This is a genomic window from Microcystis sp. M109S1, assembly GCF_020247025.1.
In the GTDB taxonomy this organism is placed as follows: Bacteria; Cyanobacteriota; Cyanobacteriia; order Cyanobacteriales; family Microcystaceae; genus Microcystis.
Window position 1 is genome coordinate 1 of the sequence record NZ_JADBRW010000236.1, and the last position, 26,129, is coordinate 26,129.

Annotated in this window: 23 protein-coding genes and 1 pseudogene; 8 read left to right on the forward strand and 16 right to left on the reverse strand. The window is 41.4% G+C overall.

The features are described from left to right. Positions 1-446, forward strand: a 446-nt coding sequence (locus tag IM322_RS11815) for an RNA-guided endonuclease InsQ/TnpB family protein (protein WP_287713217.1), incomplete at its 5' end; no start/stop codon positions are given. 46 nt (positions 447-492) lie between these two features. On the opposite strand, the gene IM322_RS11820 is transcribed toward IM322_RS11815, so the two are convergent. From IM322_RS11820 to IM322_RS11830, 3 genes are all read right to left on the reverse strand, one after another. Next, the gene (locus IM322_RS11820) at positions 493-2,154 is read right to left on the reverse strand and encodes an NAD(P)H-quinone oxidoreductase subunit 4 (protein WP_287675392.1); all 1,662 of its coding nucleotides are present in this window, start codon (positions 2,152-2,154) and stop codon (positions 493-495) included. Between the two features lie 124 nt (positions 2,155-2,278). Next, entirely contained in the window at positions 2,279-2,980 is a 702-nt protein-coding gene (locus IM322_RS11825) for an ABC transporter ATP-binding protein (RefSeq protein ID WP_287078638.1), read from the reverse strand. Between the two features lie 407 nt (positions 2,981-3,387). Beyond that, positions 3,388-4,137: a septal ring lytic transglycosylase RlpA family protein gene (locus tag IM322_RS11830; protein WP_287675394.1), complete on the reverse strand. Its 750-nt coding sequence runs from the start codon at positions 4,135-4,137 to the stop codon at positions 3,388-3,390. 778 nt (positions 4,138-4,915) lie between these two features. On the opposite strand from IM322_RS11830, the gene IM322_RS11835 reads away from it, so the two are divergent. After that, the gene (locus tag IM322_RS11835; protein ID WP_286826933.1) at positions 4,916-5,122 is read left to right on the forward strand and encodes a type II toxin-antitoxin system HicB family antitoxin; all 207 of its coding nucleotides are present in this window, start codon (positions 4,916-4,918) and stop codon (positions 5,120-5,122) included. A gap of 310 nt (positions 5,123-5,432) precedes the next feature. Here the strand turns inward: IM322_RS11835 and IM322_RS11840 are convergent, their stop codons facing one another. From IM322_RS11840 to IM322_RS11865, 6 genes and pseudogenes are all read right to left on the reverse strand, one after another. Further along, positions 5,433-5,765 carry a DUF5615 family PIN-like protein gene (locus IM322_RS11840; RefSeq protein WP_159294510.1) on the reverse strand — a complete coding sequence of 111 codons (333 nt, stop codon included), beginning with the start codon at positions 5,763-5,765 and terminating at the stop codon, positions 5,433-5,435. Further along, on the reverse strand, positions 5,762-5,986 hold the full coding sequence (locus IM322_RS11845) for a DUF433 domain-containing protein (RefSeq protein ID WP_002745983.1): 225 nt from the start codon (positions 5,984-5,986) through the stop codon (positions 5,762-5,764). The genes IM322_RS11840 and IM322_RS11845 overlap by 4 nt, the downstream gene beginning before the upstream one ends. Before the next feature lie 246 nt (positions 5,987-6,232). Then, positions 6,233-6,598: a DUF1257 domain-containing protein gene (locus IM322_RS11850; protein ID WP_287675414.1), complete on the reverse strand. Its 366-nt coding sequence runs from the start codon at positions 6,596-6,598 to the stop codon at positions 6,233-6,235. 957 nt (positions 6,599-7,555) lie between these two features. Beyond that, positions 7,556-9,376, reverse strand: a pseudogene (locus IM322_RS23335) (NACHT domain-containing protein); the annotation flags it as partial. Positions 9,377-9,440: 64 nt separating this feature from the next. Next, complete coding sequence (locus IM322_RS11860) at positions 9,441-9,869, reverse strand: DUF29 domain-containing protein (protein ID WP_002776745.1); 429 nt, start codon at positions 9,867-9,869, stop codon at positions 9,441-9,443. Between the two features lie 302 nt (positions 9,870-10,171). Next, positions 10,172-10,882, reverse strand: coding sequence for a DUF8619 family protein (locus tag IM322_RS11865; protein WP_287675399.1), 711 nt, complete (start codon positions 10,880-10,882; stop codon positions 10,172-10,174). A 371-nt stretch (positions 10,883-11,253) separates the two neighbouring features. Between IM322_RS11865 and IM322_RS11870 the strand changes: the two genes are divergently transcribed. The 3 genes from IM322_RS11870 to IM322_RS11880 all read left to right on the forward strand — a co-directional run bounded on the left by IM322_RS11870 (position 11,254) and on the right by IM322_RS11880 (position 14,360). Continuing rightward, positions 11,254-11,982, forward strand: coding sequence for a Uma2 family endonuclease (locus IM322_RS11870; protein ID WP_287675401.1), 729 nt, complete (start codon positions 11,254-11,256; stop codon positions 11,980-11,982). Further along, positions 11,979-13,424 (forward strand): precorrin-3B C(17)-methyltransferase, encoded by a 1,446-nt coding sequence (gene cobJ, locus IM322_RS11875; protein WP_287675403.1) that lies wholly within the window; start codon positions 11,979-11,981, stop codon positions 13,422-13,424. The genes IM322_RS11870 and cobJ overlap by 4 nt, the downstream gene beginning before the upstream one ends. 570 nt (positions 13,425-13,994) lie before the next feature. Continuing rightward, positions 13,995-14,360, forward strand: a complete 366-nt coding sequence (locus IM322_RS11880) for a DUF1815 family protein (protein WP_287675404.1) — start codon at positions 13,995-13,997, stop codon at positions 14,358-14,360. Positions 14,361-14,403: 43 nt separating this feature from the next. On the opposite strand, the gene IM322_RS11885 is transcribed toward IM322_RS11880, so the two are convergent. From IM322_RS11885 to IM322_RS11915, 7 genes are all read right to left on the reverse strand, one after another. Next, on the reverse strand, positions 14,404-15,369 hold the full coding sequence (locus IM322_RS11885) for a glycosyltransferase family 2 protein (RefSeq protein ID WP_287675405.1): 966 nt from the start codon (positions 15,367-15,369) through the stop codon (positions 14,404-14,406). Beyond that, positions 15,366-15,770, reverse strand: coding sequence for a hypothetical protein (locus tag IM322_RS11890; protein ID WP_287675406.1), 405 nt, complete (start codon positions 15,768-15,770; stop codon positions 15,366-15,368). The genes IM322_RS11885 and IM322_RS11890 overlap by 4 nt, the downstream gene beginning before the upstream one ends. An 8-nt stretch (positions 15,771-15,778) precedes the next feature. Further along, on the reverse strand, positions 15,779-17,056 hold the full coding sequence (locus tag IM322_RS11895) for a glycosyltransferase (protein WP_287675407.1): 1,278 nt from the start codon (positions 17,054-17,056) through the stop codon (positions 15,779-15,781). Between the two features lie 139 nt (positions 17,057-17,195). Next, a complete protein-coding gene (locus IM322_RS11900) occupies positions 17,196-18,266 on the reverse strand; it encodes a formylglycine-generating enzyme family protein (RefSeq protein WP_287675408.1) in 1,071 nt (356 codons plus the stop codon). Positions 18,267-18,300: 34 nt separating this feature from the next. Next, positions 18,301-19,275 carry a methyltransferase domain-containing protein gene (locus tag IM322_RS11905; RefSeq protein ID WP_012266876.1) on the reverse strand — a complete coding sequence of 325 codons (975 nt, stop codon included), beginning with the start codon at positions 19,273-19,275 and terminating at the stop codon, positions 18,301-18,303. Positions 19,276-19,547: 272 nt separating this feature from the next. Further along, positions 19,548-19,778 (reverse strand): hypothetical protein, encoded by a 231-nt coding sequence (locus IM322_RS11910; protein ID WP_287675409.1) that lies wholly within the window; start codon positions 19,776-19,778, stop codon positions 19,548-19,550. Positions 19,779-20,058: 280 nt separating this feature from the next. Further along, positions 20,059-21,549 (reverse strand): glycosyltransferase family protein, encoded by a 1,491-nt coding sequence (locus IM322_RS11915; protein ID WP_353737509.1) that lies wholly within the window; start codon positions 21,547-21,549, stop codon positions 20,059-20,061. Positions 21,550-21,929: 380 nt separating this feature from the next. Between IM322_RS11915 and IM322_RS11920 the strand changes: the two genes are divergently transcribed. The 3 genes from IM322_RS11920 (at position 21,930) to IM322_RS11930 (ending at position 25,866) form a co-directional block, all read left to right on the forward strand. Next, complete coding sequence (locus IM322_RS11920) at positions 21,930-23,300, forward strand: ArnT family glycosyltransferase (RefSeq protein WP_287675411.1); 1,371 nt, start codon at positions 21,930-21,932, stop codon at positions 23,298-23,300. Positions 23,301-23,339: 39 nt separating this feature from the next. Continuing rightward, complete coding sequence (locus IM322_RS11925; protein ID WP_287675412.1) at positions 23,340-24,944, forward strand: glycosyltransferase 87 family protein; 1,605 nt, start codon at positions 23,340-23,342, stop codon at positions 24,942-24,944. 64 nt (positions 24,945-25,008) lie between these two features. Then, positions 25,009-25,866 (forward strand): glycosyltransferase, encoded by an 858-nt coding sequence (locus tag IM322_RS11930; RefSeq protein WP_287675413.1) that lies wholly within the window; start codon positions 25,009-25,011, stop codon positions 25,864-25,866. Positions 25,867-26,129: the final 263 nt, after the last annotated feature.

Genomic DNA, 26,129 nt, shown 5'->3' on the forward strand with positions numbered 1-26,129 from the left:
GAAAGCATTTAAGAGTAAGTAGGCAACGTAAAGGCTTTGCCTCAAAAGAGGCATTGCGCGTCATTAAATCTAACGATTTTATTGCTTACGAAGATTTAAATGTTAAAGGCATGGTAAAAAACTCTAGACTAGCTAAATCTATCAATGATGTGGCTTGGTCAACTTTTCGGCAATGGTTAGAATATTTTGGTTTTAAATATGGTAAGGCTACGGTAGCAGTAGCCCCCAATAATACCAGTCAAAACTGTTCTAATTGTGATCAAAAAGTACCTAAATCTCTATCTACGAGAACCCATGTTTGTCCCCATTGTGGCTATGTAGAAGATAGAGATATTAACGCCGCTATCAATATTCTCAAAAAGGGACTAAGTACGGTAGGGCATACCGGAACTCAAGCTTGGGGAGAGATTCCCTCTGGTTTGGTTGGATACGTCCTGCCAGATTAAGGAAACTCAATGAACCAAGAATCCCTCGCTTTTAGCGACGGGAGTGTCAATGGAAGACACTGGCAACTTTTGCGCTTACGTCCGGTTGAGTTTCAGCGTAGATATTTTGACGAGTGGCGGCGATTTCTGTGTAAGCTTGACGCACTTCCGAGTTAACTGCCACCGTTTTCACATCGTAGATACGGGTAGCCAGTTGGGGATAGAAACCGATAGCGACAATCAAAGCGAGGAAAGAGACAGCGATAAAGATTTCTCTGGGTTTAGCGTCACTATATTCTGATTCATGAGGGAGGACACAGCTAGTACCAAAACAAACTGCCTGTTCGTTACTTTTGTTGGGGAGAATGTTAGTAATATCACAGGAAGAACCATCTCCGTAGAAAACTTGACGAAGCATGGAGAGTAGATAAATCGGGGTGAGGATTAAACCAACGGAAGCGAGGAAGACAGTCACAACCCGGAAGGTTTGGCTATAAACGTCACTGCTAGTGACACCGATGAATACGGTAATTTCGCTGGCAAAACCGCTCATTCCAGGTAACGCTAGGGAAGCCATGGCGCCGGCAGTAAAGAGAGCGAAGACTTTCGGCATCGCTTCGGCAATCCCACCCATCTCGTTTAAAGCTAAGGTATGGGTGCGGTCGTAGGTGACACCAGCAAGGAAGAATAAGACGGCGGCAATTAAACCGTGGGAGAGCATTTGTAACATAGCACCGCTAATACCCACATCGGTAAAGGAAGCAATCCCTAAAAGGACGAATCCCATGTGTGAAACCGAGGAATAAGCGAGACGGCGTTTCATGTTTTGTTGACCGAAGGAAGCGAAAGCACCGTAGATAATATTAACGACACCGAGAATCGCTAGAATGGGGGCAAAGTAGATGTGTGCATCGGGTAGAAGCCCCATATTAAGACGGATTAAACCGTAACCACCCATTTTGAGGAGAACACCAGCGAGAATCATCGATACAGGTGCAGAAGCTTCACCGTGAGCATCGGGGAGCCAAGTATGGAGGGGGAAGATAGCGAGTTTGACCCCGAAAGCGATTAATAAACCAGCGTAAAGGACTAATTCTAAAGCGAGGGGATAATCTTTAAATCCTAATTCCGCCATATCAAAGGTCATCGCACCACCACCGTAAAGGGCCATGGCTAGACCGGCAACGAGGATGAAGATAGAAGCGGCGGCGGTGTAGAGTAAGAATTTAGTGGCGGCATAACGACGTTTTTGACCACCCCAGATGGAAACGAGTAGATAAACGGGAATTAACTCGATTTCCCACATTAAAAAGAATAATAATAAGTCTTGGGCGACGAAAACACCAATCTGAGCGGCGTAGAGCAACAGCATCAGGAAGTAGAATAAACGGGGTTTGCGGTCCACTTGCCACGCGGCCAAGATAGAAAGGGTTGTCACCAATCCTGCTAATAAAACTAACGGTGCCGAGATACCATCCACCGACACCGCCCAACTTAAACCGATTTGGGGAACCCAATCGATTTTTTCCACTAATTGTAGGTTGGGGTTGCTTAAATCATATTTTTGTAAAAAAACGTAGCACATTAAAACAAAGTCTGCTAGTCCGACTCCAAGAGCGAACCAACGAACAGTTTTTCCTTCTTTGTCGGGGATTACAGGGATAAGGAAGGAGGAAAGCAAGGGGAGCAAAATGATGGCAGTGAGCCAGGGGAAGTTAGCCGTTAGCATGGCAGTAAGAAAAAATACCTATTTCGTTATGTGTTCATTTTATGCGACTTTGTAAAATTTTGTGAATATTTTTTGGCCTGCCTTTACCATAGACTTTTATAGATAGTTGGCGCATCATCATCGATTAACCTAAATAAGCTTGTTTGACGCGCTCATCCTTGAGTAAATCCCCGGCTTCTCCTGCGATAGTCAAGCGTCCCGCTTCCAAAACATAGCCGCGATTGGCAGTTTCTAGGGCTAAATTGGCGTTTTGTTCCACTAACAGGATAGTTACTCCCGATTCGTTTAATTGACGGATAATACTGAAGATTTCTCGCACTATCTGCGGCGCTAGTCCTAAACTGGGTTCGTCTAGTAACAATAACTTGGGACGACTCATTAAAGCTCTGGCGATCGCCAGCATCTGCTGTTCCCCACCGCTTAGGGTTCCCGCTAACTGCTCTCGGCGCTCCGATAGTCGGGGAAACAGTTGCCACTGCTCTTCGATATCACTTTTTACTCCTAGGCGATCGCTTCTCGTATAAGCACCTAACTGCAAATTTGTCAAGACTGTTTGACGCGCTAAGATTCTTCTCCCTTCCGGACTATGGGCAATTCCCCGCTTAACGATTTCATGGGGCGGTAAATGGGTAATATCTTGACCCTGATAAATTATTCGCCCCGTCTTTGCCGTTAAAATCCGAGATATCGTCTTTAGAGTCGTCGTTTTTCCTGCTCCGTTCGCTCCAATCAGGGTGACAATTTCCCCCGTTTCTACCCTTAAGCTAACCTGCTGTAATGCCTTTATTCCGCCATAATTAACCGATAAATCGCTAATTTCTAACATAAACCCAGTCAAATCCCAATAGGATCACTATAGCAGTTACCAGTTACCAGTTACCAGTTACCAGTTACCAGTTATCAGTTACCAGTTATCAGTTACCAGTTACCAGTTACCAGTTATCAGTTATCAGTTACCAGTTATCAGTTATCAGTGATCGGATTTGAGTTTTTAGTCAGTCCCGATGAAAAAATTTTCACCACCAGAGATGAAAGAGGTTTCCTTCCCTGCACCCCACACCCCACACCCTACACCCTCTTTCAAGTCAGGGATAAGGAAGAAGTTCGAGCATTTGTACTAAAATTTCCAAGACGCAGTTTAAACGCGGTACAGCTTATTAAGTGAGGACTATTAAATGGCATTAACAGTGCTGTCTTTTCACTGCTTACTGTTTACTGATAACTGATAACTGATTATCTGCCTAAAACTTCCAAGACAACTGGGGCAACTCCCGATTGGAAGACACCGATAATCGCTGCCGCACCTCTGGAGAGATCGATGAGGCGACCACCGCTAAACGGACCGCGATCGTTAATTCGCACCACCACCGAGCGCCCGTTACGCAGATTAGTTACCCTAACCTTGGTGCCGAAAGGTAGATAGCGATGGGCGGCGGTTAAACTACTAGAGTTAAAAGTCTCACCACTAGCGGTGCGACGACCGTGAAAACCAGGACCATACCAAGAGGCCATTCCCTTTTTACGGGGGCGACTGCTGGTTTTTACCGCTTGGCTTGTTTTCGGCTTCTCTGCTGGTGTCACTGAGGCAGGATTGGTAGCTGGGGCATTAGCTGGGGCCGGCTTGACTTGATTGGGTTGTGATTGGGGTTGTATCGTCGAAGGAATGGCCTCTTGGGTCCGGGGTGTAACGCTTGCAGGGACGGTATTTTCTTTGTCCACTAGGGACTCCAAAGTTTTTAGAATTTCGTTAGCATTATCTTGAACCGAACGTGATGTCTTAATACTTGAATCATTTGTTCGACTACTAGAAAAAGCGGACAGAATGGTTTGAGAAGTGGACTCGATAACAGTTTGACGATCTAGGCTAATATCCGTCAGGCTGTTGCTGTGTCCTGCTGTCTGGGAACAAATTATCGAGGCTGTAGTCCCCACTACGGTAAGGGCAGTTACAGCTTGTAGTTTGTTGATCAGTTGTTTATTCATAGACTTTCTTATTGTGCGTTAGCAAGTTCCCAATGCAAAGCTGAAGGAACTTGCTAACATTCCTTTGTGCTTGCAGAGCTAACTTGGTTGCTTTCTGTTCAACCGTATCACGGAAAATCGGTTGGTCATTACGAGAATTTATATCGTTATCGGGCAAGAGAATCAAAAATTTAAATAAAGGGTTGACTGGCGCTAAAAACCAAGTTAAGATGAAAGGTTTTTAATTTTTTGTGTCCTAGAGGGGATCAAGGTTAGGAAAACTTAGGGAATTAGTGAAATTTTGAGAGGGAATAATGCTAGTATTGACAAGGCTTTCAGGGATTATCAGCCCTCCCCGATTTCCCTCTATAGATGCAGATAATGGTTAATAAAACTGTTATCTTTGCTACAAAAAACCAGATTTTTAAGATAAATGTTAAATCGGGCTAAGGGTCAGAGATAAAAAATTATAATAGGGGCTTGACAAGGAACTAAAAATAAGCTGTTATTAGCCAAACTTAACTATAGAATCAGAAATGCTAATACAGGCTAATACTAAATCCTGTTTAAAAGGGATAGGGAAGTGGGGAAGTGGGGAAGTGGGGAGTATTTTGCTGTGAACAGTGAACTGAAAACCCGCATCCGAATCACTGAATACTCACTCCTAACCCCACGAAAAGCTTTTTCGGCAAACCCTATCTAATGTGTGTTGGGTTTCCTTGGGTCAATTCAACCGACAAGAGCGGCTATAAAATCTAATATAATCAAGACAGCAGGTCATCCCATAGGTAATTCTCAAATGAATTATAAGATTGACATAGAACAAGAAGAAGATGGACGATATATTGCTGAAATCGTCGAACTTCCGGGAGTTTTAGTCTATGGCAATAGTCAACAGGAAGCTATGGCTAAAGTTCAAGCACTTGCCTTGCGTGTCTTAGCCGATCAACTTGAACAGGGAGAACTTCCAGAAAATCACCTAAATTTATCATTTGTTGCTCTATGAGTCAATGGTCAGCAACGAAAGCCAAACAAGTTTTAAAAGCATTAAAAAGCATAGGTTGGAAAATTAAACGCAGTGGACTGTTTCAGCTAAAATAGGGCAATAGATTTCGGCTTAAAGTCTTAAATTATAGAATTTATAGCATTTTTCTAATACACCAAATTAACTGAAACAATCCAGTAGGGTGTGTTAGCGATAGCGTAACACACCAATTTAATAATAAATTTGCTGCGTGGGGAGCGGATTATTGATTTTGGTTTTTTAACAGAATTGGTAGCCGCAAACACACACCCTACCAGATCAGCGATCGCACTCAACCTAATATCAACAGACTTTCTGTTTCACTATCAAAAAATTCAACAATAATTAAAAAATAACCTCTTAAAATTTCGATAATCTTTGCAGTGGAACTATTGCCAATACGAAGATAGATAAATTTGGGTGGATGACCATATAATAGACTGCGCTGATGAAAATCGGCATCTTTAGAGACAATTACAAAATCGTTGAATTTGGCAAATTCCCAGATAAGTGCATCATCAGTATTGATCAGTCCTAAAGTCTTGACGTGCTGAGAATTAGAATATAAATCAATTATTTTATCAATAATCCGATCTGACAAATTTTCATCTAATAACAGTTTCATAAAGAGGTGATAAATAATTTTTTCTCTCGATCAGCAGCAAAAGCCAAACAAGCTTTGATATCCTCGGAAGTTAATTCTGAAAAATCCTCAAGAATTTCTGCTTCTGTCATTCCTGCTGCTAAATATTCTAGAATATCGTACACAGTTATACGCATTCCTCGAATGCAGGGTTTTCCGCTTCGTTTTCCAGGTTCAATGGTAATAATGTTTTGGTAACTCATAATGCTTTAACTATTTTTACCTTCCCAATTATATCTTATTCGATGACAGAGAGCGCACTCCACCCCACCGACAAGAACGATCACCCTTCAACTTCTTACCACTCTTAGGGTGTAAAGTGCGAAAGCATAATGCACCAATTTAATAATAAATTTGCTGCGTCGGGTGCGGATTGTTAATTTTGGTTTTTGATCAGAATTAGTAGCCGCAAACACTCACCCTACAAGATTAGCAGATTAGAGATCGCGCTAATTTAAACCTCTCTCTTTAATTTCTTTAAGGGTTTTATTAACAGCATATTTTGCATTGATACTATTAATCAATTCAGTTTGATCATGTTTTTTAGCAACTCCCAATAAATCAATAATCAAGTCAAAACTTCCGTCAGTATTACGAATCCAACCTAGATCATAATCTCCCTCTAGCACAGCAACAATATCTACTCTAACTCTTTGACTGCTAGAACCACGAACATCTGCTTCACGTTTAACTATTATTCCTAAATCCTGTAAAGATTTTACTAAAATTTCAGCATCAGTTATTTTAGTTCTTAAAGTAGAAAAATGACCGCCGCCACCTCTTTCGTGCTGACTATCTTGATCAGGATTTCTCAACTCTCTGAAATTATTACGCCCAAGAAGTTCTCGAAACTTTTCTTTAATGTCAGAATCTAGATCCTTTCTAGCTAATATGGTTTTGATAATTGCTCCTATTTCCGAGTCAATTTTTATTCTACTTAATGCCGACCCAAGTCCAATAATTTCCCATTTACCCTTATTAGCTTGTTGTTGAATAATGGGTAAAGTTTGCGGATTATCTCGCCAATGGGTTACTAAAGCTTCAATTGCTTCTGATTTACCCTTATTAGCTTGTTGTTGAATAATGGGTAAAGTTTGCGGATTATCTCGCCAATGGGTTACTAAAGCTTCAATTGCTTTTGATTTACCCTTATTAGCGAGTTCTTGGATTTTAGATAATGCTACTGGGTATAGTTGAGCAATTTGAACCAATGCGTCGATAATAGGTGCTTGTTCTGGCCAACTGGTTGCAGATTGAGCTATTTTTTGAAGCATATTCCATCCGTTGGGATCACCCTGCCAATTTTTTACAACACAAGAAATACTTTTGCCTCTGATTTTCCCTCGTTGTTGCCACCATTTTTCGGGATCATATTTTTCATAATAATCTATATCTTTATCATAAAGCCTTTCTAGTTGATTTAACAATCGCTGACTTAGTTCAACATAAATAGACTGATTTCGCAATTCTCCATAACAATCTGCTGCCAAAAAAAGATGAGCAAATTCCTGATCTTTTTCCTCCATATCAATGAGAGAATTAATTAATTCTTCAGCAATTTCTTTGATAAATTCTGAACTTAGCATCCCCATCAGTAAACATAAAACTTCTTTCCAAACAGGGTCTGAATAATGTTCTCCAAATACTTTGGTTTTCAAATCCTCAAGAGGAATTCCGTCTGGTAATCCTCGGTTTTTAAATTTTTCATAAAACTCGCAAGCACAAAAGTATTCTAAAAAAGTTCGATGAACAAAAGCGAAAGCATTGCCACCTAAAGAACAAAGAATAAAATTACGATAGCGGAGTTGTTTGATAATTAAATCAGTCAGATCATTAGCATCTCGTTTGTTAATTCCTGTTCCTTGAAGATATTGAGTCAAAATATTTTCTAATTCTTCCTTATAGATTAAATTAGCAGCTAACCCCTTTTCCCTTGCTTGTATGGCACTTGCGACTAAACGCAGAATGTCCCTTTTATCTCGTAGATCAATATTGTAAAGATATTTTTTCAGTTCAGGATCAATTAATCCTTCCTTGGTTTCAAAATCCCATTGATGTAATAACACTTCTGACGCTTTTTCATAAAGTTTTGAGCGGTCTCTTGGTAATTCTTGAGTTCGATTCAGAATAGCCATCATCGTTAATAATAAAGGATTTCCTGCTAATTCTCGAATCGCTTTTGACTCCTTAATTGCCTTTTGTAAACGTTCTTGTTTTTGGGTTTTATCATCTCGATTTTCAAAAGCTAAATCATGCCAACGTTGGATAAAATCTTCAATCTGATTTTGATCTAAATCTTGGATCATAAAATGTTCAAAACCAGCATGATTTAATTCTTCTGCTTTATATCCTAACCAGCGAGAAGTGACAATAATCTGCACTTGAGGATATTCAATACTAAAACGTTTGATATCGGTGACAATTTCCTCTCTTAATTGAGGATTAAAAACTTCATCTAAGCCATCAAAAAGCACAAGAGCCTGACCTTTTTCAAGTTTATCGTCTAAAGCAAGTTGATTGAGATGACAAATCAGATTACCTTGATGGAAAAATTCTAGAATATTCTGACATTTTTTTTCATCCTTATCTCTGGCATAAATACGCAATTCTATCAAAAGAGGAAGGGGAAACAAAACACGCTGACTGAGTTCTTTTTCAGCCCAATTTAAAGCTAAATACTGCAATAAACTCGATTTTCCCGCCCCTGGATCACCTAAAATTACGGTTCTTCGGTATTCAGAAGAATTGACGATATTCAAAACAGGATCTAATTTTTCATTGACATATTCTCGTCGTTTTCGTTCTAGTTCTGCTTCTATTGCTTCTAACTCCGCTTGAGTAATTTCTCCCCTATCTACAAGTTCCTGCAGCACTTCTTTAGGTAATTCATAAAGTTGAGGAATAAACTGTTTGCATCGTCTCACATTTTGCGGTACAAACATTCGCCAGAGTTTGATTTGCTCATAAGTCGTTGTGTCTAAACATTCTAATTTAAGATGACCATATTCCTTTTTTAAGCCTTCCCCATAGTTATCTAAATTGTAATCTGTTTTAACTCCTGCTATTTCTTGAATATTTTGGCTATCTTTATCCTGTAACTTAACTAAAAAAACGGCTCTTAGCTTTTCAGAATTTTCAATAATTTCTTTGGTTTTTCTCAAATAAAATTTACCGAGTTTTTCCCAGTTAAATTCAGCGGGTAACGGGGGTAAATTAAGTCTTTGCCAAGATTGAGCTAACGTAAAAGTATCAAGAACTTGACAATCAATATCAAAAGCATCCCCTAAAATAGGTTTAACTTGGTCATCTTTAATAAAAGTCTTGAGAGGTTTTTCAAAGTTTTTAATTTGATCATCCTCCAGATTCGCCATTTCTAACTGTTGCTGAAAGAGTTCTAAAAACTCCTTCATTGCTTTTCCATAAGCTTCTTTTTGAACATCTTTTTCGGGTAAGTGTAACACTTTACCTAGACTATTTTTAAAAAATTCCTTTCCGTAATCTTTTGCACCCTCTATGGCCAACTCTTGCATTACTGAACGAACCAGCGAACCTGCGGCTTGAGTAACCCCCCAGACAATTAACCAGTCAATCATGGCGATAAACTTAAGATCCTGTGGATACTATCTAAGCTTACCAACTTTAATCGTTTTTCGTCTATCATTCCGACAGATGAAGAGAACGATTTAAAATATCCTCAATACCGTAGGGACAAACGGGGGGAAACTCTAATCCCGTCTCTCTAAAGGCATCGGAACAAGCAACAGCATAGAGTTTAAATAGGCTTTCATCGGTTAAATATCGCCTTAAACTGGGGCTATCGTCCAAATAAAGCCTAATATTAGCTCTTTCTCGTTGAATAGTCCCCAGCCAACCCCTGGATCGCCGTTGAGGTTGATAGTCCCACTTTAATAAATGATGCAAAATTAATCTTAGACTAGCGAGTAAGCGATCGCGCTCCCGTTTCGACAAATCCCTTACCTCTTCGACTAAATTCTCAATATCTAACTCGGAAAACCGACCAGAGGCTAATAAATCGGCCATTTGTTCGGCCCAAAGTCCAAAGTCTTGCTCATAGGATGCCGTCATCGATTTATCTCCTTCTAAGCTCAATTAACATTATATTAAACCTCCTGCATAATTAATTTTTGATGGTTCAAAAACGGCAAAAATAAGGATTAAATGGCATAAAATCTGTAAATAGACCATTTAATTGATTATTATTCCAAATCCGTTTTTAATAGTGTGATTAACTCTCAAGTTATGAATTGTTTCTCCCTTTTCCCCACACCCCACACCCTACACCCCACTCTCCTATACCTTTTCAACAGGATTTAGTATTATTCATTGATGGCCGAGAAACCGGTGTCTTTTCAGCGATCGCCGAACAATTAACGGGTTTTGCGTCTTCGGATGACATTATTATTAGAATAACGAGAAGGTTTTGGCCGGGGTTCTTTTCCCCCTCCTAATTCGCCGCTAACTTGCTGGAAAATATCGCGTCGTAGCACAGGATATTCCCCTATCCACTGGTCGAGTTGGGGAAGATGGACATCAGAAAGCTGATTGATATCCCCTAAATCGGGTTCTCGAGACATTAACAAAGCTTCGGCCACCATCCCGGGACGGATCGATTTATGAATGCGTTTGAGGGGAGCGCGAACGATCGCCGAAAAGCCAGTTTGATCACCGATTTCTAGATTAATACAGCGTTGGCGATTTTCGATAATCTCTAATTCCCCGCGTTTATTGACCCTTTCTTCTTCCCCGATTAATTCCTCGGTGACAAAAGCATCGAAAACGCGACCGCGCCAAAACCCTCCGTAGGGAAGACGACGATAGGTATTATTGCGAACACTGGCCCAATAAACCGGACCCCAGAGCCAATATAAACCAGCGATAATGTCGAAAATCAGTTTAATCGTTAAACCACCGGGGCCGAATAAATTCCCGATTAACCAAGCTGCGGTGAGAGCGATGACAGAAATGAATAAACGGCGCAGAAAATCAGACCATTTACCCCAATAGTGAGCGTACTGGGGGCCGGTGGCGATAATCGGGACAATTTGCTCGATCGATTCACGGGTAAGGGGAACCAACATTATCAGTTATCAGTTATCGGTTATCAGTTATCGTGTGCCTAATTGATTCGTGAACGGGTAGGCTCCAGAAGAGGACGTTTACCTTTCATTTAGGTGCGCTATATCAGTTATTACAGCGTTTCTCATAACTAGATGAAGTGTAACCTAATTTGGTATCGACTACCGACTTCCCAAAACGAAAACTTTGTACCTCATCACTAAGATAAATGCTATAGTTTTGGGTAATTGTCTATCTGTTGGTCGCCATTCATCCCATCGCTAAAAGCGCGGGACTTCTGGGAAAATTTCAGTTAAAAATTAAATCCCTCAAGAAGTCCAATGAAACAATCTATAATAAAATCAATGCTGTTTTGTTCCCAAAGACTGCCACCATGACTTCTTCCCTGGCTAAATCCTTAAATTCTCAGACTGTAACCACTCAACATTTACCACCCTTAGAAAATGGGGATCGCTTAATTCGTCCCGAATTCGAGCGCCGTTATCAAGCTATGCCAGGATTAAAAAAAGCCGAACTAATCGAAGGAGTTGTGTATATGGCATCCCCATTAAGGTTTAAATTTCATGCTGAACCCCACGGACGTTTAATCACTTGGTTGGGAGTTTATCAAGCTGCTACACCCCAAGTACAAATGGGTATTGAGCCAACAGTCCGCTTGGATATCGACAACGAATTACAGCCGGATGGGGTGTTATTAATTAGTCAAGAAAGCGGGGGAAAATCAACCCTAAGTGCAGAGGGATACCTAGAAGGATCGCCGGAATTAGTGGTAGAAATTGCCGCTAGTAGTGCCGCCATAGATTTAGGGGATAAAAAACGTGCTTATCGACGCAGTGGCATTCAAGAATACCTGGTTTGGCAGGTATTTGATCAAAAAATTGATTGGTTTAGTTTACAAGATGGCGATTATATTTCTTTGTTACCCAACCAAGAAGGGGTGATTTGCTCTCTAGTATTTCCGGGTTTGTGGTTAGATATTTCAGCCATGCTCAACGGCAATATGTCACGGGTGTTAGACAGCTTAAAGGCTGGAATTAACTCGGCAGAGCAGCAAGAATTTATGCAAAAGTTAATCCCAGCGCAGTCGGGGGAAGCCAAATGAAACCTCCAGCTATTCTCATTTTAGGAGAAACCAGTATCACCGTTGCTCGTCAAGTGCAAATGGCCCTACCGGAAGCAGTGGTTTATGGGTTAATAAATCGTACCCATTCGGCTGATTTTACCTATACTAATTTTGGCGAAACGGTGCGAGAATTTTTCCAGATGGGAACGCCAATTATTGGCATTTGTGCGGCGGGTATTTTAATTCGCACTTTAGCACCTTTATTAACTAATAAATGGCAAGAACCACCTGTATTAGCGATCGCGGAAGATGGCAGCGCGGTAGTGCCTTTGTTGGGGGGTTTACAAGGGGTTAATGATCTCGCTCGTCAAATTGCCTCGGTTTGGCAAATTTCCCCAGCAATTACCACCACTGGTGATATTAGATTCAAAACGACTTTATTATCGCCACCACTGGGTTATCAGTTAGTTAATCCCGATGATGCTAAGAAGTTTCTTGCCGATTTATTGGCGGGTGAAAAAGTAAAATTAATTGGTGAAGCGGACTGGTTAAAAAATAGTAATTTACCGATTTCATCAGCAGCAAAACTGAGCATTGAGATTATCGATAAAAATAACTTAAACTTAGCAAAACCTAGCACTAACTGTTTAGTTTATCTCTGTGAGGAAAGCCAGCAAATTAAGGAAAAATCCGGTTTGTCCCCAGGGGATTTTGCCCACGAAAGTCAAGGTAAATTAGCCATAGTCGGAACCGGCCCTGGTGCGCTAAATTGGATGTCGCCGGAAGTTCGAGAAGTATTGGAAAAAGCCACGGATTGGGTGGGTTATAAAACCTATTTGGATTTGGTAGAATCCCTGCGAAAACCAGAAATTGTCCGCCATGAATCGGATAATCGGGTGGAACTCGATCGCGCGGAAATAGCCCTAGATTTAGCGGCTAAGGGGCGATCGGTTGTCTTAGTTTCTTCCGGAGATCCCGGAATTTATGCCATGGCCGCGGCCGTGTTTGAGGTATTAGAAAAAAAAGCAAAACCGGCATGGGATGCGATCGCAATTCAGGTCTGTCCGGGGATTTCGGCCATGCAAGCGGCGGCCGCCAGGGTTGGCGCACTTTTAGGACATGATTTTTGTGCGATTTCCCTATCGGATATTCTCAAATCTTGGCAGGTGATTTCTCAGCGCATTGAGTTAGCAGCCCGAGCAGATTTAGCGATCGCATTTTATAATCCTGTGTCTCAAGAGCGCACTTGGCAATTGGAGAAGGCAAAAGAGATTTTATTACAATGGCGCTCGCCGCAAACTCCTGTGGTACTAGCGCGTAATTTAGGGCGAAAAGGGGAAACAGTGACGGTGAAATTCCTAGAGGATATGACTATTAAAGATGCGGATATGCGAACCATAATTTTGATTGGATCGAGTAAAACTCGCCTTATTGAGCAGGGTAAAACCAAGCAATGGGTTTATACTCCACGTCACTATTAAGTAGTCGTGTAAAATTAACTTCTTGGTTAGGATAGGCAGTCAACATAGATTTGCGAACTTTTTTGTCGAAACCGGATATTAAACTTTAAAAATAGGCATGATGGGAATAGTTGGGATCGAGGGGGTGGAAAGACGGATAAACTGGTAACGTTGTACTTACATAGGGTTTGCTGAAAAAGTTTGTTGGTGGGGTTAGGAGTCGGTCGTCAGGAGTCGGTCGTCAGGAGTCGGGAGTTTCAGGCTTTGTTGCCCTCTCTTTTTTGTACCAACGTATGTACTACAAGAAGGATAATGCCAGGTTTTTGATGGTCCCAATCCGATTTTCGCAGCATGAACATCGGATTTTAACAGGTCAAAAGCCTTATTTTAAAAGGGTTTTACCATTATTCAGCAGACCCTACATATACTTGGCGATATCAGGAATTCACGCTACTCTAGGTATCGGGTTCTTTACATTTTGTTACTTAACATCCGTAAAAAAACCTGGTTCATTTACTTTATTTTCTCAAAAAAGAATCTTAAAACAGTATTAAGGTTTTATAATTGAGGAGTGTTGTCAGGAGGAACATTGTGTTTAAACGACTTGCAGAAGAGCATCGCCAACTAGTCAAAGACTTGGTCATGGATTTACAGGCCTTAGCGATCGCACTAGAAAATCAAGGTTATCTAGCATCTTGCTATACCTGTGGCGGTCAAATGAACAGCGCATCCTTTATGGTCGGATTGGGTGAAACCCATCTAATTCGGTTTCTCGTGTCCGATTACGGCATCACCTGGACAGAAATGCGCGATGATCGAGAGTTAATGAAACTCGAAGGTGAGGAAGCCATCAGCCAACTACAGGAATTAGCCAATCTGATTAAATATCAAATTTCGCCGGCGGAATTTATTGACAAAAAACCCTCCTCCGTGCTGCAACGGTTAGAGAGGGTTTAACCCCAGATGTTACCTAGACCTGTATGTTTAGTGAACTTTTTCCCTAACCTTTCAGCCAACTGTTAGCTAGATAGGCCATTCGTTTCATCTCTTTTCGTCCCCGGGAGACGGAATCGAGGATCATGCCACAGGTCAAACTTAAAAAGGCTAAAAGCATGATCGAGGCCGATAAAATAGCGGTGGGAAAACGTGGTACTAAGCCGGTTTCGAGGTATTCAAACAGGACGGGGATCGCTAAGAGGAGGGAAATAACCGCCAAAATTAGCGAGACAAGGCTAAAAAAGAGAAAAGGACGAATTTCTTTAAAAAGTAGGATAGCGGTTCCCAATACTCGCCAGCCATCTTGAAAGGTTTTTAACTTACTTTGGGAACCTTCGGGACGTTCCCCGTAGAGGGTTGGTTCTTCGGCGAAGGGAATTTTTAATTCTAAAGCGTGGATAGTTAACTCGGTTTCAATCTCGAAACCATTGGACAAAGCGGGAAAAGATTTGACGAAACGACGAGAAAAGACGCGATAACCGGAGAGCATATCGATTAAACGCGCTCCAAACAGAAATTTCACCAATCCTGTTAAAAATAGATTACCAGCGCGATGACCGGGACGATAAGCCTGGGAGGATTTTGCCGCTTCCCGACGCGCACCGACGACCATATCCAATTGTTCCCGCAGCATTCGTTCAATTAAGCGTCGTACTGCCGCAATTTCGTAGGTATCATCACCATCGATGAGAATATAGATATCGGCCTCGATATCGGCAAACATCCGCCGGACAACATTGCCTTTTCCCGGTTGGATTTCCTGACGAACGATCGCCCCAGCTTTGAGTGCCTCCGTCACGGTATCATCGGTAGAGCGGTTGTTATAGACATAAATTGCCGCTTCTGGCAAAAAAGTTTGGAATTGGGAGATCACTTTTGCGATCGTTAGTTCTTCGTTGTGACAGGGAATAATCGCCGCAATACGATAGTTTTTCAGGGAAATAGGCGGAATAGCGGTCATTTCGATCATGGCTGACGACAATGTTTAATGATGGTTAGGGGGGTGTCTTGGCGTTGGACGGCGTGAACAATGGGACAATGGGGGAAAGCTTGGAAATAATCGTATCGGGATAAACCCATGTAATAATCGGGGTCGGCGGCCTTTCCCCAAGCAAAGTCATCTCGATAGATCATTGTCAAGTTTTTTTGGTAGTCTTGTACCATTTGCGCCGCAAACATCGGGCCGGCAACGACTATGGTAGAGTTAGCGGCGGCATTTTGATTAAGCCATTCCATCCCCTCTTTGAGACTTAATCCCCAGTAATCGGTTTCCTGTTGACCCTGGGCCGCTTTTAAGTCCCAAAAATTAATGCTGCCAGCGGTTGAACGAGAGTTAAAAAGGGTTTGCAGGATGAGAGGGAAAGTTTTCAAAGGCTTTCCTATGGCCTGCTGGACTTTTCGGGTTTAACCTCCGTCACACGCCAACTGAGTTTTAAATTCATCCAGAAGTTCCAAACGGTAACTATAGCGATCGCTATTAAGTTAGCAATATAGCGATTAATATCTAAGACATTGAAGAAAAAGTTTAAGAGCAGGACGTTGAGGATCAAACCGGCCAAACAAATAAGATTAAATTTAAGAAAACGTTTGAAACGCTGCTGCCACTGATTTTGGCCAGTGGACAAATCGCCAAAAGTCCAGCGATCGTTCCAGAGAAAATTATTAATAATGGCCACCTCGGCGGCGATAATCTTACTGCGAGTTACTCCCCAAGCGAGGGTGGTGGGATCGCTGAGGAGATAAAAGATAGCCATATCGACGAATACGCCACTAAACCCGACTAAACTAAAGCGAAGAAAGCGATCGAGGGGGAATTGCCAACGCCTTTTCAGACCACCGAAACGACCGCGGGAACGCAATTTCAGCAGGTGCAGGATATATTCGATGTATTGTTGCCAGGTGACTTTGCTTTCACCGTCTTGACGCTCTTGGAAAACGTAACCCACTTCGGCGATCTCGTCAATATTGCCGCGGCCGATAACTTCGAGGAGAATTTTATAGCCCATCGGGTTTAAGATCGGGCCTGCGATCGCTTGTCGATTAACCATGAAATAGCCACTCATCGGATCCGATACCCGTCCCACCACGTCAGGCAGAATGACTAATCCCAACAGCTGCGCCCCCCGGGAGAGGAAGCGTCGAGTCAGACTCCATTGGCTGACTCCACCCCCTTCCACATGGCGACTAGCCAGGGCGAGATCGGCTCCGGCTCTGGTTTGCTCGAATAATTTTAATAACACTTCCGGGGGATGTTGTAAATCGGCATCGATTACTCCAAGGATGTCGCCCCGTGCCACTTGCCACCCCCGTACCACTGCCGAGGATAAACCTTTTTCTCCCTCCCGGCGCAGCACTCGCAGCTGGGGATATTCAGGGATTAAAGACGCGGCGACTTCCCAAGTGCGATCGGGACTATTATCATCGACAACGATCAGTTCGTAATCGTTGGGCAGGGCTTCGTCGAGTATTTGACTGAGAATGTTGACTAATTGAACGATATTTTGCCGTTCATTGTAGGTGGGAATGACTAGAGACAGGCTGAGAGGATAATTTTTTTCTTCTTCTAGGTTGCCGTCGTCCGGGGGAGGAGGAGATAAAGGTACCTGTAGATCTCCTGTGGGGGGAGTTAAGAAAAGATGAGACTGCTGTACCTTCATGAAAAATTTGACCTCACTCGCGGTTGATTTAGCTACAGACGCACTGACAACAGCAGAAGATTCTGAATACTTTTGGCCTTTTGGAACCTAACCTATTGAACCATACCTTTGTCGTCTCTTGGGCGGACACAAGCATTGATTAACCGGTACTATCGGCCATGACTCGTAAACCCAAGACACTGTGGTGTTGATCGGGAAGGCAAAAGGTGCGATTGGCACTGCGTAGGTGCCTAGCTTCATCGCCCCAACTGCCCCCTCGCACTAAACGGGCGGAACGATAACGGGGCTGCAAGCGAGTATCCCTGTCTAACCAAGCACTACCATCCAGGGGCGGGGTTCCCTCGTAATTCCGGTGCCAGCTATCGGCGCACCATTCGCCCACGTTGCCGTGCATATCGTAGAGACCGAAATTATTGGGGGCGAAACTGCCCACCGGGGTAGTCCTGGCCAGATAGGCGCTGGCTGGTTCTTCCGCGTAGGGATCATAGACGGCAAAGTAATTGGCCCGCTCGCTGGTGAGGGTTTCCCCGCAGTAAAAGGGGGTGGTTGTACCGGCGCGACAGGCGTATTCCCAGCGTGATTCACTCGCTAGTCGGTAATCTTTGCCGGTGGAGCGGGAGAGTCGTTGACAAAATTCGATCGCCTCGTACCAGGAGACTCTCTCTACGGGTAAGTTATCGCCTTGGAAAAAGGAGGGCGCCGGGTTGAGTTCGAGATTAATTTTGGGCAGTTGGGCGATCGCTCGCCACTGTGCTTGGGTGATCGGGTATTTGCTCAGAAAAAAAGCCGCCGTCGTCAGGGAATTTTCTGGTTTTTCACTGCTAGTATGATCGCCTTTTTCCTCATTTTTTGAGCCTCGTAGAAAACTGCCCCCCGGAATAGCCACCATCTCTAGTTCGCTGCCGTTGCCTAGGGGTTCGCTCCAGGAGCGAGCGCTGCCCTGACGGCGATCGATAATTTGCCCTTGACGATCAACGGTGACTGTTTCAAAGCTATATTCTGTCAACTGGAGATTTTGCGAATCCACCGGGCGAATTTGCCGCAAAAATTCCTCTATTGCCTCTATATTCTTGGCACTAGCCTGGTTTTGGTCGGCAGAGTAACTGAGCCGAGAGGAGAGAAGGGTAGTTAGTCCGGCACTTCCTCCGGCTAGGGCCGCTAATTTCAGCAAGCTACGTCGGTTTAAGAGGGGATTAGGGCGATAGTTCATATTTTTAGGAGACTGGTCTGATATTTAGGCATTTCTAATCTTGATAGAAACGACTTTTTACTAAACAATAGGCTCTTTCATCGCCGTCACGACTGGCGGGATCGGAGTTTTCGGTATTACCTACTGTTATATAATCGCAAATTTCCCAGCCAGTTCGCTGTAAAATTCGGCGTAATCCGGCATTAGAAAAAATCCAATAGTTAGTAGAATCATTATTTGCTTCTAGTTCATCGAGTAAATAGGCTAGAGGAATCGCGGAAAGATCGACTCGATTAGCGGCATTACTCACCGTATTAAACTTAGTGACGCGGGTGCTAATCAGGCAATAATTGGCAGATTTCGCTAGGGTTTCGAGGGCATAGTAGGGATTTTTGAGATGGTATAAAATTCCTAAGAAGATGACTAAACTATAGCTTTTTTCGGGAAGCAGAAACTGGGAATCTAAGTTAACATCATGAATCTCCACAGAGGAAGAAAGAGCGGTTTTGAGCAGTTTAACCCCTTGCATAAGATTAAAGTTAGTAGGAGCGTAGTCCACTACCTGCACTTTACAGCCCAAAGATTCCAGAAAAAACGCCAGATCCCCATCGGCACAACCAATATCAACAATCGGTTTTTCCGAGATTAATTCCAGTAGAAAACGGTTTTTACCCGTTAATAGTAATTCGAGAATCTCGAAGCAGGTTAAAGTGTTGTAAGGATACCAGCCAAAATTGTCGGGAGCCAGTTTTTCTTTTTCGGCATCTAATTGGACTCGAAACTGGCGGGCCTTATTTTTGATTACGCTAATATCCAGAAGTTTCGGACTAATTTCTTGCAGTTCGGGAATGGTTAAGGATAACTGACCTAATCTTTCATAAAGAGCATTTTTTTCCCGAATCATTTCTTGTTTTTCTTGATTCAAACTCTTCAGATGATCTTTGAGAGAATCTCGTTCTTCAATTAAAGTCTCTCGTTCATCAACTAAGCGAGGATATTTCCAGAACTTAAGATATTTCTTGATTTTCATCTATCAATAGGGAGGAATTAATTTTACTAAGTTAGTCTAGGGAGGTCTGGCTGTTGGATATTTTTGCCGAAACCACCCTAATAATACCCTTGATCGGGATCATTTGTCAAGATATTTACCAAAAATTTTGAGTTTTAAAGTCAGCTTATTATTGGCTTTTATCAAAATTAAGCTGAGAATTTTTGCAGATGATTTATTTTTAAGGATTATAGATTCGGGGTAACTTCCTTAGAGAAAAATTGACCTCCTGACTCCTCTAATTCTACCCGTTACTAATGATTAGTTTCGATAATTTTAAAATATTTGGGGAAATCTCGACAATGGGGACAGTATTCAATCAAAACAGTGAATGTTAGGGAAATCAACCAGCTATAGAAAGAGCTAGTATAGGTGTTTAGGCCGTGGAGCGATCGAGTTCCGTGGTGGAGAATTTCCCGCGCATTCAGTTCAAACCAAGCCTCATCTCCGTGCAATCCGGGGAAAGAGGAGAGGTTGACGAGCATAACAAAAAGTATGTAGATTAAAATTAGAAACATTGGGTAAATTAGCCAGATTTTAACTTTTTTTATGATCGAAGTTATCTCGCTTACATAATTAAAATTTTTCTCGGCTTTTTCGACTTATTTTTGACAAATTTCGCAAGTTTGCCAGAGATAAGTAGGTGGGTGGAATCAAATATAAGATGAACGTAGGTTGGGTTGAAGTATGAAACCCAACGCCCGCATGGGTTACGCTACCGCTAACCCATCCTACAAATAATTGTGCCTCCCTACTTATATTATCTTACTCGCCAGCTTTTTTGAGATACTGATTGATATGATAATTCGGGTTAACTTGACAAGAATTCGAGCGCCTGTAAACGCAAGTTCCGTTAAAGCATTTCTCCCGTTGATAATCTCCGACCGCGGCAGTGTCTTCGTTAAACAATAGATAATTAAAATAAGGTTGTAGTTCCTCGAAATTTTGGTTATCTTTGAGGAAATAAATCGGCACATCTTGGTGTAAGTAGGCGTATCCCCCCGTATACTGCCACGCCAATCCTTTTACTCCTAAACCGCACAGTTTTTTCTCGCTACTTAAATACTGATAGGCTTGTAATTGTCCGCCGTGGGTTTGCCAGTGAGTATAGCCCGGTTTTTGCCAAGGCGGTCCGAAATTAAAAGTCTGGTCGGTATTAAAACGCCCCGCCAACAACCAGGATAGAAAAGCCCAAAGAAGTAAACTACTAAAAATAACGATAATTTTGCCGGCGAGGGAACCTCGCATTAACGATAAACGCGAGACGAGAGTGGCGGTTCCCAAACCAGCGAGAATAATAATTAGTGGTAGGGCAGGGAAGATATAGCGATATTCTTTGTGACCTAAAAAGCTGTGAGAGAGGATAATAACTAGGGACAGAAGGGCGAGAATCCAGTGACGACGAGCAGCGATTGCACAGAAGAAGAGGATCGGAAACAGCCACCAAGACCAATTGAGGGCTAACCAAGTAAAATATTGCTGCCAAGGAGATACGCCAAAACTATTAAATTTTCCTTCAAAAATATTAATCCAGATCAGTTTCCAAATCGATTGGAAGGGGGTGGACCAAGTGAAAGCGTCTAAAGCACCCCCCAGCAAAACCGGACCGATAAAACCGAGGGCAAGGGGCGGTAATTGTTGAAATTTTTTTTGTCTAACTTGATAAATGAGGGCGATGGCGATGGCAGGCAGTAAATGAAATCGAAGATAGGTGGTCAATCCATAGAAAAACCCTGTCCAATACAGTCGCTGACGAGAGGGGGGATTTTTGCCGTAGCATCCTAAATAAACGCCCATCAGCAGGGAATAAGCGGCCATAACTTCGGTGAAGGCTTTCGGGGCAAAATAAATAAATTCAAACCAAATCGCACAAATACTGCCGGTTAGGATAGCGCCGGCCAAACCGATGCTTTCGTAGGCGATCGAGAATCCGATCCAAACGGGGATTAAAGATAGTAAACTGAGGAAAATCTTGATGCTGGCCAGATAGCCACTGGCTCCTTCCGAAAAACCAGCAGTTAGCTTCATAATCCCGCCAAGAATCCCCGGAAATAACCAAGAACGAATCCCGTCCCGAAAATCCCAAGGTATCATCCCATTGCCAAAAGCTAGTCGATGACCCTGTTCTAAGGTCTGAAAAATTTCATCCGGCCAGAGAATATTAGGATAAGAGAAAGCGGCATTTAGACGCAGGAAAAGAGCAAAAATAAGGATTAATAACAACCAAACTCTAGAATAATTTAACTGACGAATCATGTTGGCAACTAAGGACAAGATGTTTGTTTTAGGGGAAAATATAGGGATTTTTAACGGGGTAATTGTTGTTACTCGGCTATTAAGCTAATGTTTTTTAGCATATTGCTGATGGTAATGTCAATCTCTTAAGTTATAGTTTAGTAGGGAGAAACTGGGGAACTTTTCTGCCAGAAATGAGTCCCTTGTCTGGAGTTGGCTATAAAGATGAGTTTACCATTTGATGTCCCTGAGAATTTACGAAGGAGAAATTATCGAGATGACTTAACCTCGATAATCGGGTATTTAATCGATCTGGGTTTATCAAAAAATTTAACCGTCAAACCATGTTACAATAGCACGGGTTCACCCCAAAAGATAAATAGCGAGCCAATTTCAGAATAATGCTGCAGCGAGATTTTATATTTAAGAATTTTGAAAAGTTTGATTACCGTCTATTTCTGGGTGTATTAATTACGGTCTTAGGATTTATCTTAAGATATTATCAGTACGATTCCTTGCCTCCCTATAACTGGACTCAAGATGAATTTGCCTTTGCTTGGAGTGGCATGAGTTTGATTCAAGAGGGAGTTCCTACCAGTTGGTCTTTCCTCAGTCCCACGGATGATTTTCTGGTGACAGTTTGGGAAAAAACTGCCGTTCGTTATCGTTTTGTTACCCCTTGGTTTGATCATCCTCCCTTGTTTGGATTAATTGTGGGTATGACGGCTATTTTATCGGGAGCAAAGGAATTTTTTGACTGTAGTTTAACAGTAATTAGAATTCCTTCTTTAGTTTTTGGCACTCTCTCTATTTTCTTACTTTATTTATTAGCTTTACGTTTGACTAATACCGGTGTGGCGATTATAACTTCTTTAATTTTTGCCACTAACCCCAATACGGTTTTTTTATCTCGTTTAGCAGTTAGTGAAAATTTATTATTATGTCTAAGTTTAGCGGTAGCACTTTTATTCCTTCAGTACGGTGAAAAGTCTCAAAAAAAGTATCTATACTTGGCTATATTTCTAGGTGGTTTAGCACCTTTAGTTAAGGTGACAGGATTATATATCCTCGCTTCTCTAGTTGCTTTACTATTATTCCAAAAAAATTGGCTAGATAGCTTAATCGCTTCTCTGACGGCAGTTTTATCCTTAGGTTTATATTACCTTTATGGTTGGTTTTATGATTTTAGTTGGTTTTTAACCACCCTTCAAGAACATAAAAATCGCTTTACGGATTTTGCTATGTTAAAAAATCTAGTTCTACCCACAGTTTTTTTTGAGGATGGTTGGTTGATTTTTAGTTGGATAACTTTACTGCTTGTTGCTAGATTTCCTTTAAAAATATCTAAAATACGATTAGTTACTTTTCCTATATTAATCTATACAATTCTTCTTATTTTTTCTGGCGCTCAAAGTCATTACTACGCTTGGTATGTAATTCCTTACTATGGATTTCTCTTTCTAGTGCTTGGTATATTCTTAGACGATTTTCGTAAGAACCCTGATTTTATCGGTGCTGCCACTATCTTTATTTTTATTGTCGTTTGGTCGGTGAATTTAAATATTAAGGATTGGGTTTTGAGTTCCCCTTACGGTAGATATTACTTTATTATCGGAACGGCAATTACTTTAGGGGGATTTTTCTTTAATGATTTAACCGAGAAAAAATCGGAAATCTTAACTAATTTTGTCAAGATAATCATGCTTATTGTCTTTTGGGGATTGTTACTAGGTAATCTTAATCTCATCCTTAACTATAAATTGCCAAGTTAAGCTAGTAAAACTAAACAAATAAATCTTAATTTTCTAATTATGAAAATCCTCAAACGTTTTCCAAGTTCTCATCCCTTATTTTGGGCAATTATCTACTTTATTGCTTTAGGAATTATCTCGGTTATTTTAGGTCAAGATGTTAGTTGGGATTTACGCAATTATCATTTCTATAATCCCTATATGTTATTGACAGGAAGGTTTAAGTATGATGTCCTACCCGCGCAGATACAAACTTTTTTTAATCCCCTGATTGATGTTCCCTTTTTCGTCGCTGTTTATTATCTGAAACTGCCTCCGATTGTCGTGGGTTTTTTAATGGGAGGATTGCACGGGTTAAATCAATGGTTAGTTCACCTAATTACCTATCATTCCCTAGATAAAGTTTCCGAAAGATACAAGATAACTCTAAGCATAGCGGCAGCGATTACCAGTATTTTTGGGGCAGCCTATATCTCGGAGTTAGGAACCAGTATTGGTGATAATACCACCAGTGTTTTTGTTTTGGCAGGATTATTTTTTATAGTTAGTAGTTTAGGGAAAAATCTGCCAATTCCCTCTAAAAATATTCTTTTAGCTGGACTCTTATTAGGATTGGCAACGGGATTAAAATTAACCAATGCTTTATATAGTATTAGCCTTGTGGTAGCCATTAATTTTTTACCTAATTCTTGGTCAGAAAAGTTACGCAATTTAATTCTATCAATTCTTTCAATGGCCGTGGGTTTTAGTCTCACTGCCGGTTATTGGATAATCTTAATGTGGACAAAGTTTGCTAATCCTCTTTTTCCGTTCTTTAATAAAATCTTTCAATCTCCTTATATTGAAACCGACTACAATTTTAAAGGGATACAATATTTACCTAAAGATATCTGGCAATGGTTGTTTTATCCTGTTTATTTTATCCAGAGACAAACTCTTGTATCTGAGGTTCCTTTCCAAGATAGCCGATTAGCTATAACCTATTTATTGATAATTTTACTAATAGTAGTGATTATTTTTCGTGCTATTTCTAAGCGCAATCTATCTTCTGAACCTGACTTAACCCACGGTGCATTTTTAGGTTTTTTACTGCCTTTTTATCTGACCGCTTACTCTATTTGGTTAGTGGGATTTTCTATCTATCGTTATCTGATGCCATTAGAATTAATCAGTCCCACTTTAATTATTTTGATTATTGCCTATCTTTATCCTCGCAGGAAACCATTATTAATCATAAATTTGCTAATATTTTCCTTAATTGTCACTACGGTTAAACCGATGGATTGGTGGAGAATGGGATGGTCAGATAATTATTTTGGTATCGATAGTCAAGCATTAAAACCCTACGAAAATTCCACGATTGTTATCTGGGGAGATGAAGGAACATCTTTTATCGTTCCTTATTTTCCCGCTTCCACTCGTTTTGTGAGACTCAAAGGCAATACTGGAGTCAGTGAGGGAACTTTAATGCGAAAAAATGCCGAGACATTTATTGCTAATACTCCCCTAGAATCTCTCTACATTCTCCAGACGGACTTTAATAAAAAATCCCCTGATATAGTGGAGGATTTAGCTAAGGAAAATCTCGTTATTGACTTCCAAAGTTGTCAACCCTTTCCCACCAAAATCGAAAAATTTAATCTCTGTCGTCTTGAGAAAAAGTAATTCTCACGGGAAAGCTATGCTCTAACAATTGTTAATTGCCAGTGACTCCTACCTTTTATCTGTAATGATTTATATATTGACCGTTAACTACAATTGCGCGGAATTAATTAAGCGTTTAATCGCTTCCCTCAACGATGACTTATCTGCTACTCTCATCATTGTTAACAATTCCATTGAAGATAAAAATATCCAATCTTTAGCAGCTGAAAGAGTCAAGATTATTGAAGCGGGGGAAAATTTAGGATTTGGGAAAGGATGTAATCTGGGACTTGATTGGATTTATCAGCAAGACAGAAAAGCTATCGTTTGGTTAGTTAATCCTGACGCTTACTTATTACCGGACTCTCTGGAGAAAGCAAGCAAATTTTTTCAGCAATATCCGGAAGTTGCCATCGCCGGTACAGAAATTTACGAACCGGATGGTAAAATCTGGTTTGGTTGGGGAAAATTTAATGCCAAAATCGGCACAATTAACGTAGTAGAGGAATCCTTAGACTATCGAGATCAACCCTATCTAATTCCCGACTGGGTGACGGGATGCAGTTTATTAATTAATTTCTCGAATTTTTCCACTTGTCCCCATTTCGATACCGATTACTTTCTCTACTACGAAGACTTTGATTTTTCCCGAAGATACGCAAATAAAGGCTATTTAGTTGTTGTTACCAATCAGATTAAAATCATTCATGAACCATCTTCTATCACCCGTCGCTATGGTTATCTAAGACTAACTCATAATATCTATAGTTATCTTCTCAGTCTCGAAAAACATACGACTTTAACTATCCTTGTTTATCGCTTGCTGCGGATGAGTTTTATGTCTTTACTGATCCTTCCCATTAAACCAAAATTCTCCCTAGCCAAGCTGCAAGGAATTCAACTCTATTGTCAAAGAATTATCACTAAACCGCGTCTAGGTTGAAACCCTTAGTTTTGCGGCTTCAGGCATTATTCTTACTAAATCCTGTTGAAAAGCTATAGGAGAGCGGGGAGCGGCGAGTAGTGGTGATGGTGAGCTATCTTGCTGATCTAGTCTGACAGGTCTATTGACATCCTCACCGCCGTAAACGGACGGTGATTCCCAAACCTCACGATTTAGGTTTCTGCTTCTTTCCCTTGCGGGGTTTCGCACCTGCCTTAACAGATTTACTCTGTTCTGGTCTTATGGTCGCTCTACAGACTGAC

Bases quoted from the DNA above. Each gene is read 5' to 3' on its own strand.
- IM322_RS11920 (WP_287675411.1), top strand. From the start codon at position 21,930: ATGCTGCAGCGAGATTTTATATTTAAGAATTTTGAAAAGTTTGATTAC.
- IM322_RS11820 (WP_287675392.1), bottom strand. From the start codon at position 2,154: ATGCTAACGGCTAACTTCCCCTGGCTCACTGCCATCATTTTGCTCCCC.
- IM322_RS11860 (WP_002776745.1), bottom strand. From the start codon at position 9,869: ATGACGGCATCCTATGAGCAAGACTTTGGACTTTGGGCCGAACAAATG.
- IM322_RS11845 (WP_002745983.1), bottom strand. From the start codon at position 5,986: ATGAGTTACCAAAACATTATTACCATTGAACCTGGAAAACGAAGCGGA.
- IM322_RS11900 (WP_287675408.1), bottom strand. From the start codon at position 18,266: ATGAACTATCGCCCTAATCCCCTCTTAAACCGACGTAGCTTGCTGAAA.
- IM322_RS11905 (WP_012266876.1), bottom strand. From the start codon at position 19,275: ATGAAAATCAAGAAATATCTTAAGTTCTGGAAATATCCTCGCTTAGTT.
- IM322_RS11870 (WP_287675401.1), top strand. From the start codon at position 11,254: ATGACTTCTTCCCTGGCTAAATCCTTAAATTCTCAGACTGTAACCACT.
- IM322_RS11925 (WP_287675412.1), top strand. From the start codon at position 23,340: ATGAAAATCCTCAAACGTTTTCCAAGTTCTCATCCCTTATTTTGGGCA.
- IM322_RS11825 (WP_287078638.1), bottom strand. From the start codon at position 2,980: ATGTTAGAAATTAGCGATTTATCGGTTAATTATGGCGGAATAAAGGCA.
- IM322_RS11840 (WP_159294510.1), bottom strand. From the start codon at position 5,765: ATGAAACTGTTATTAGATGAAAATTTGTCAGATCGGATTATTGATAAA.
- IM322_RS11895 (WP_287675407.1), bottom strand. From the start codon at position 17,056: ATGAAGGTACAGCAGTCTCATCTTTTCTTAACTCCCCCCACAGGAGAT.
- IM322_RS11865 (WP_287675399.1), bottom strand. From the start codon at position 10,882: ATGTTGGTTCCCCTTACCCGTGAATCGATCGAGCAAATTGTCCCGATT.
- IM322_RS11885 (WP_287675405.1), bottom strand. From the start codon at position 15,369: ATGATCGAAATGACCGCTATTCCGCCTATTTCCCTGAAAAACTATCGT.
- IM322_RS11910 (WP_287675409.1), bottom strand. From the start codon at position 19,778: ATGCTCGTCAACCTCTCCTCTTTCCCCGGATTGCACGGAGATGAGGCT.
- IM322_RS11915 (WP_353737509.1), bottom strand. From the start codon at position 21,549: ATGATTCGTCAGTTAAATTATTCTAGAGTTTGGTTGTTATTAATCCTT.
- IM322_RS11835 (WP_286826933.1), top strand. From the start codon at position 4,916: ATGAATTATAAGATTGACATAGAACAAGAAGAAGATGGACGATATATT.
- IM322_RS11930 (WP_287675413.1), top strand. From the start codon at position 25,009: ATGATTTATATATTGACCGTTAACTACAATTGCGCGGAATTAATTAAG.
- IM322_RS11830 (WP_287675394.1), bottom strand. From the start codon at position 4,137: ATGAATAAACAACTGATCAACAAACTACAAGCTGTAACTGCCCTTACC.
- cobJ (WP_287675403.1), top strand. From the start codon at position 11,979: ATGAAACCTCCAGCTATTCTCATTTTAGGAGAAACCAGTATCACCGTT.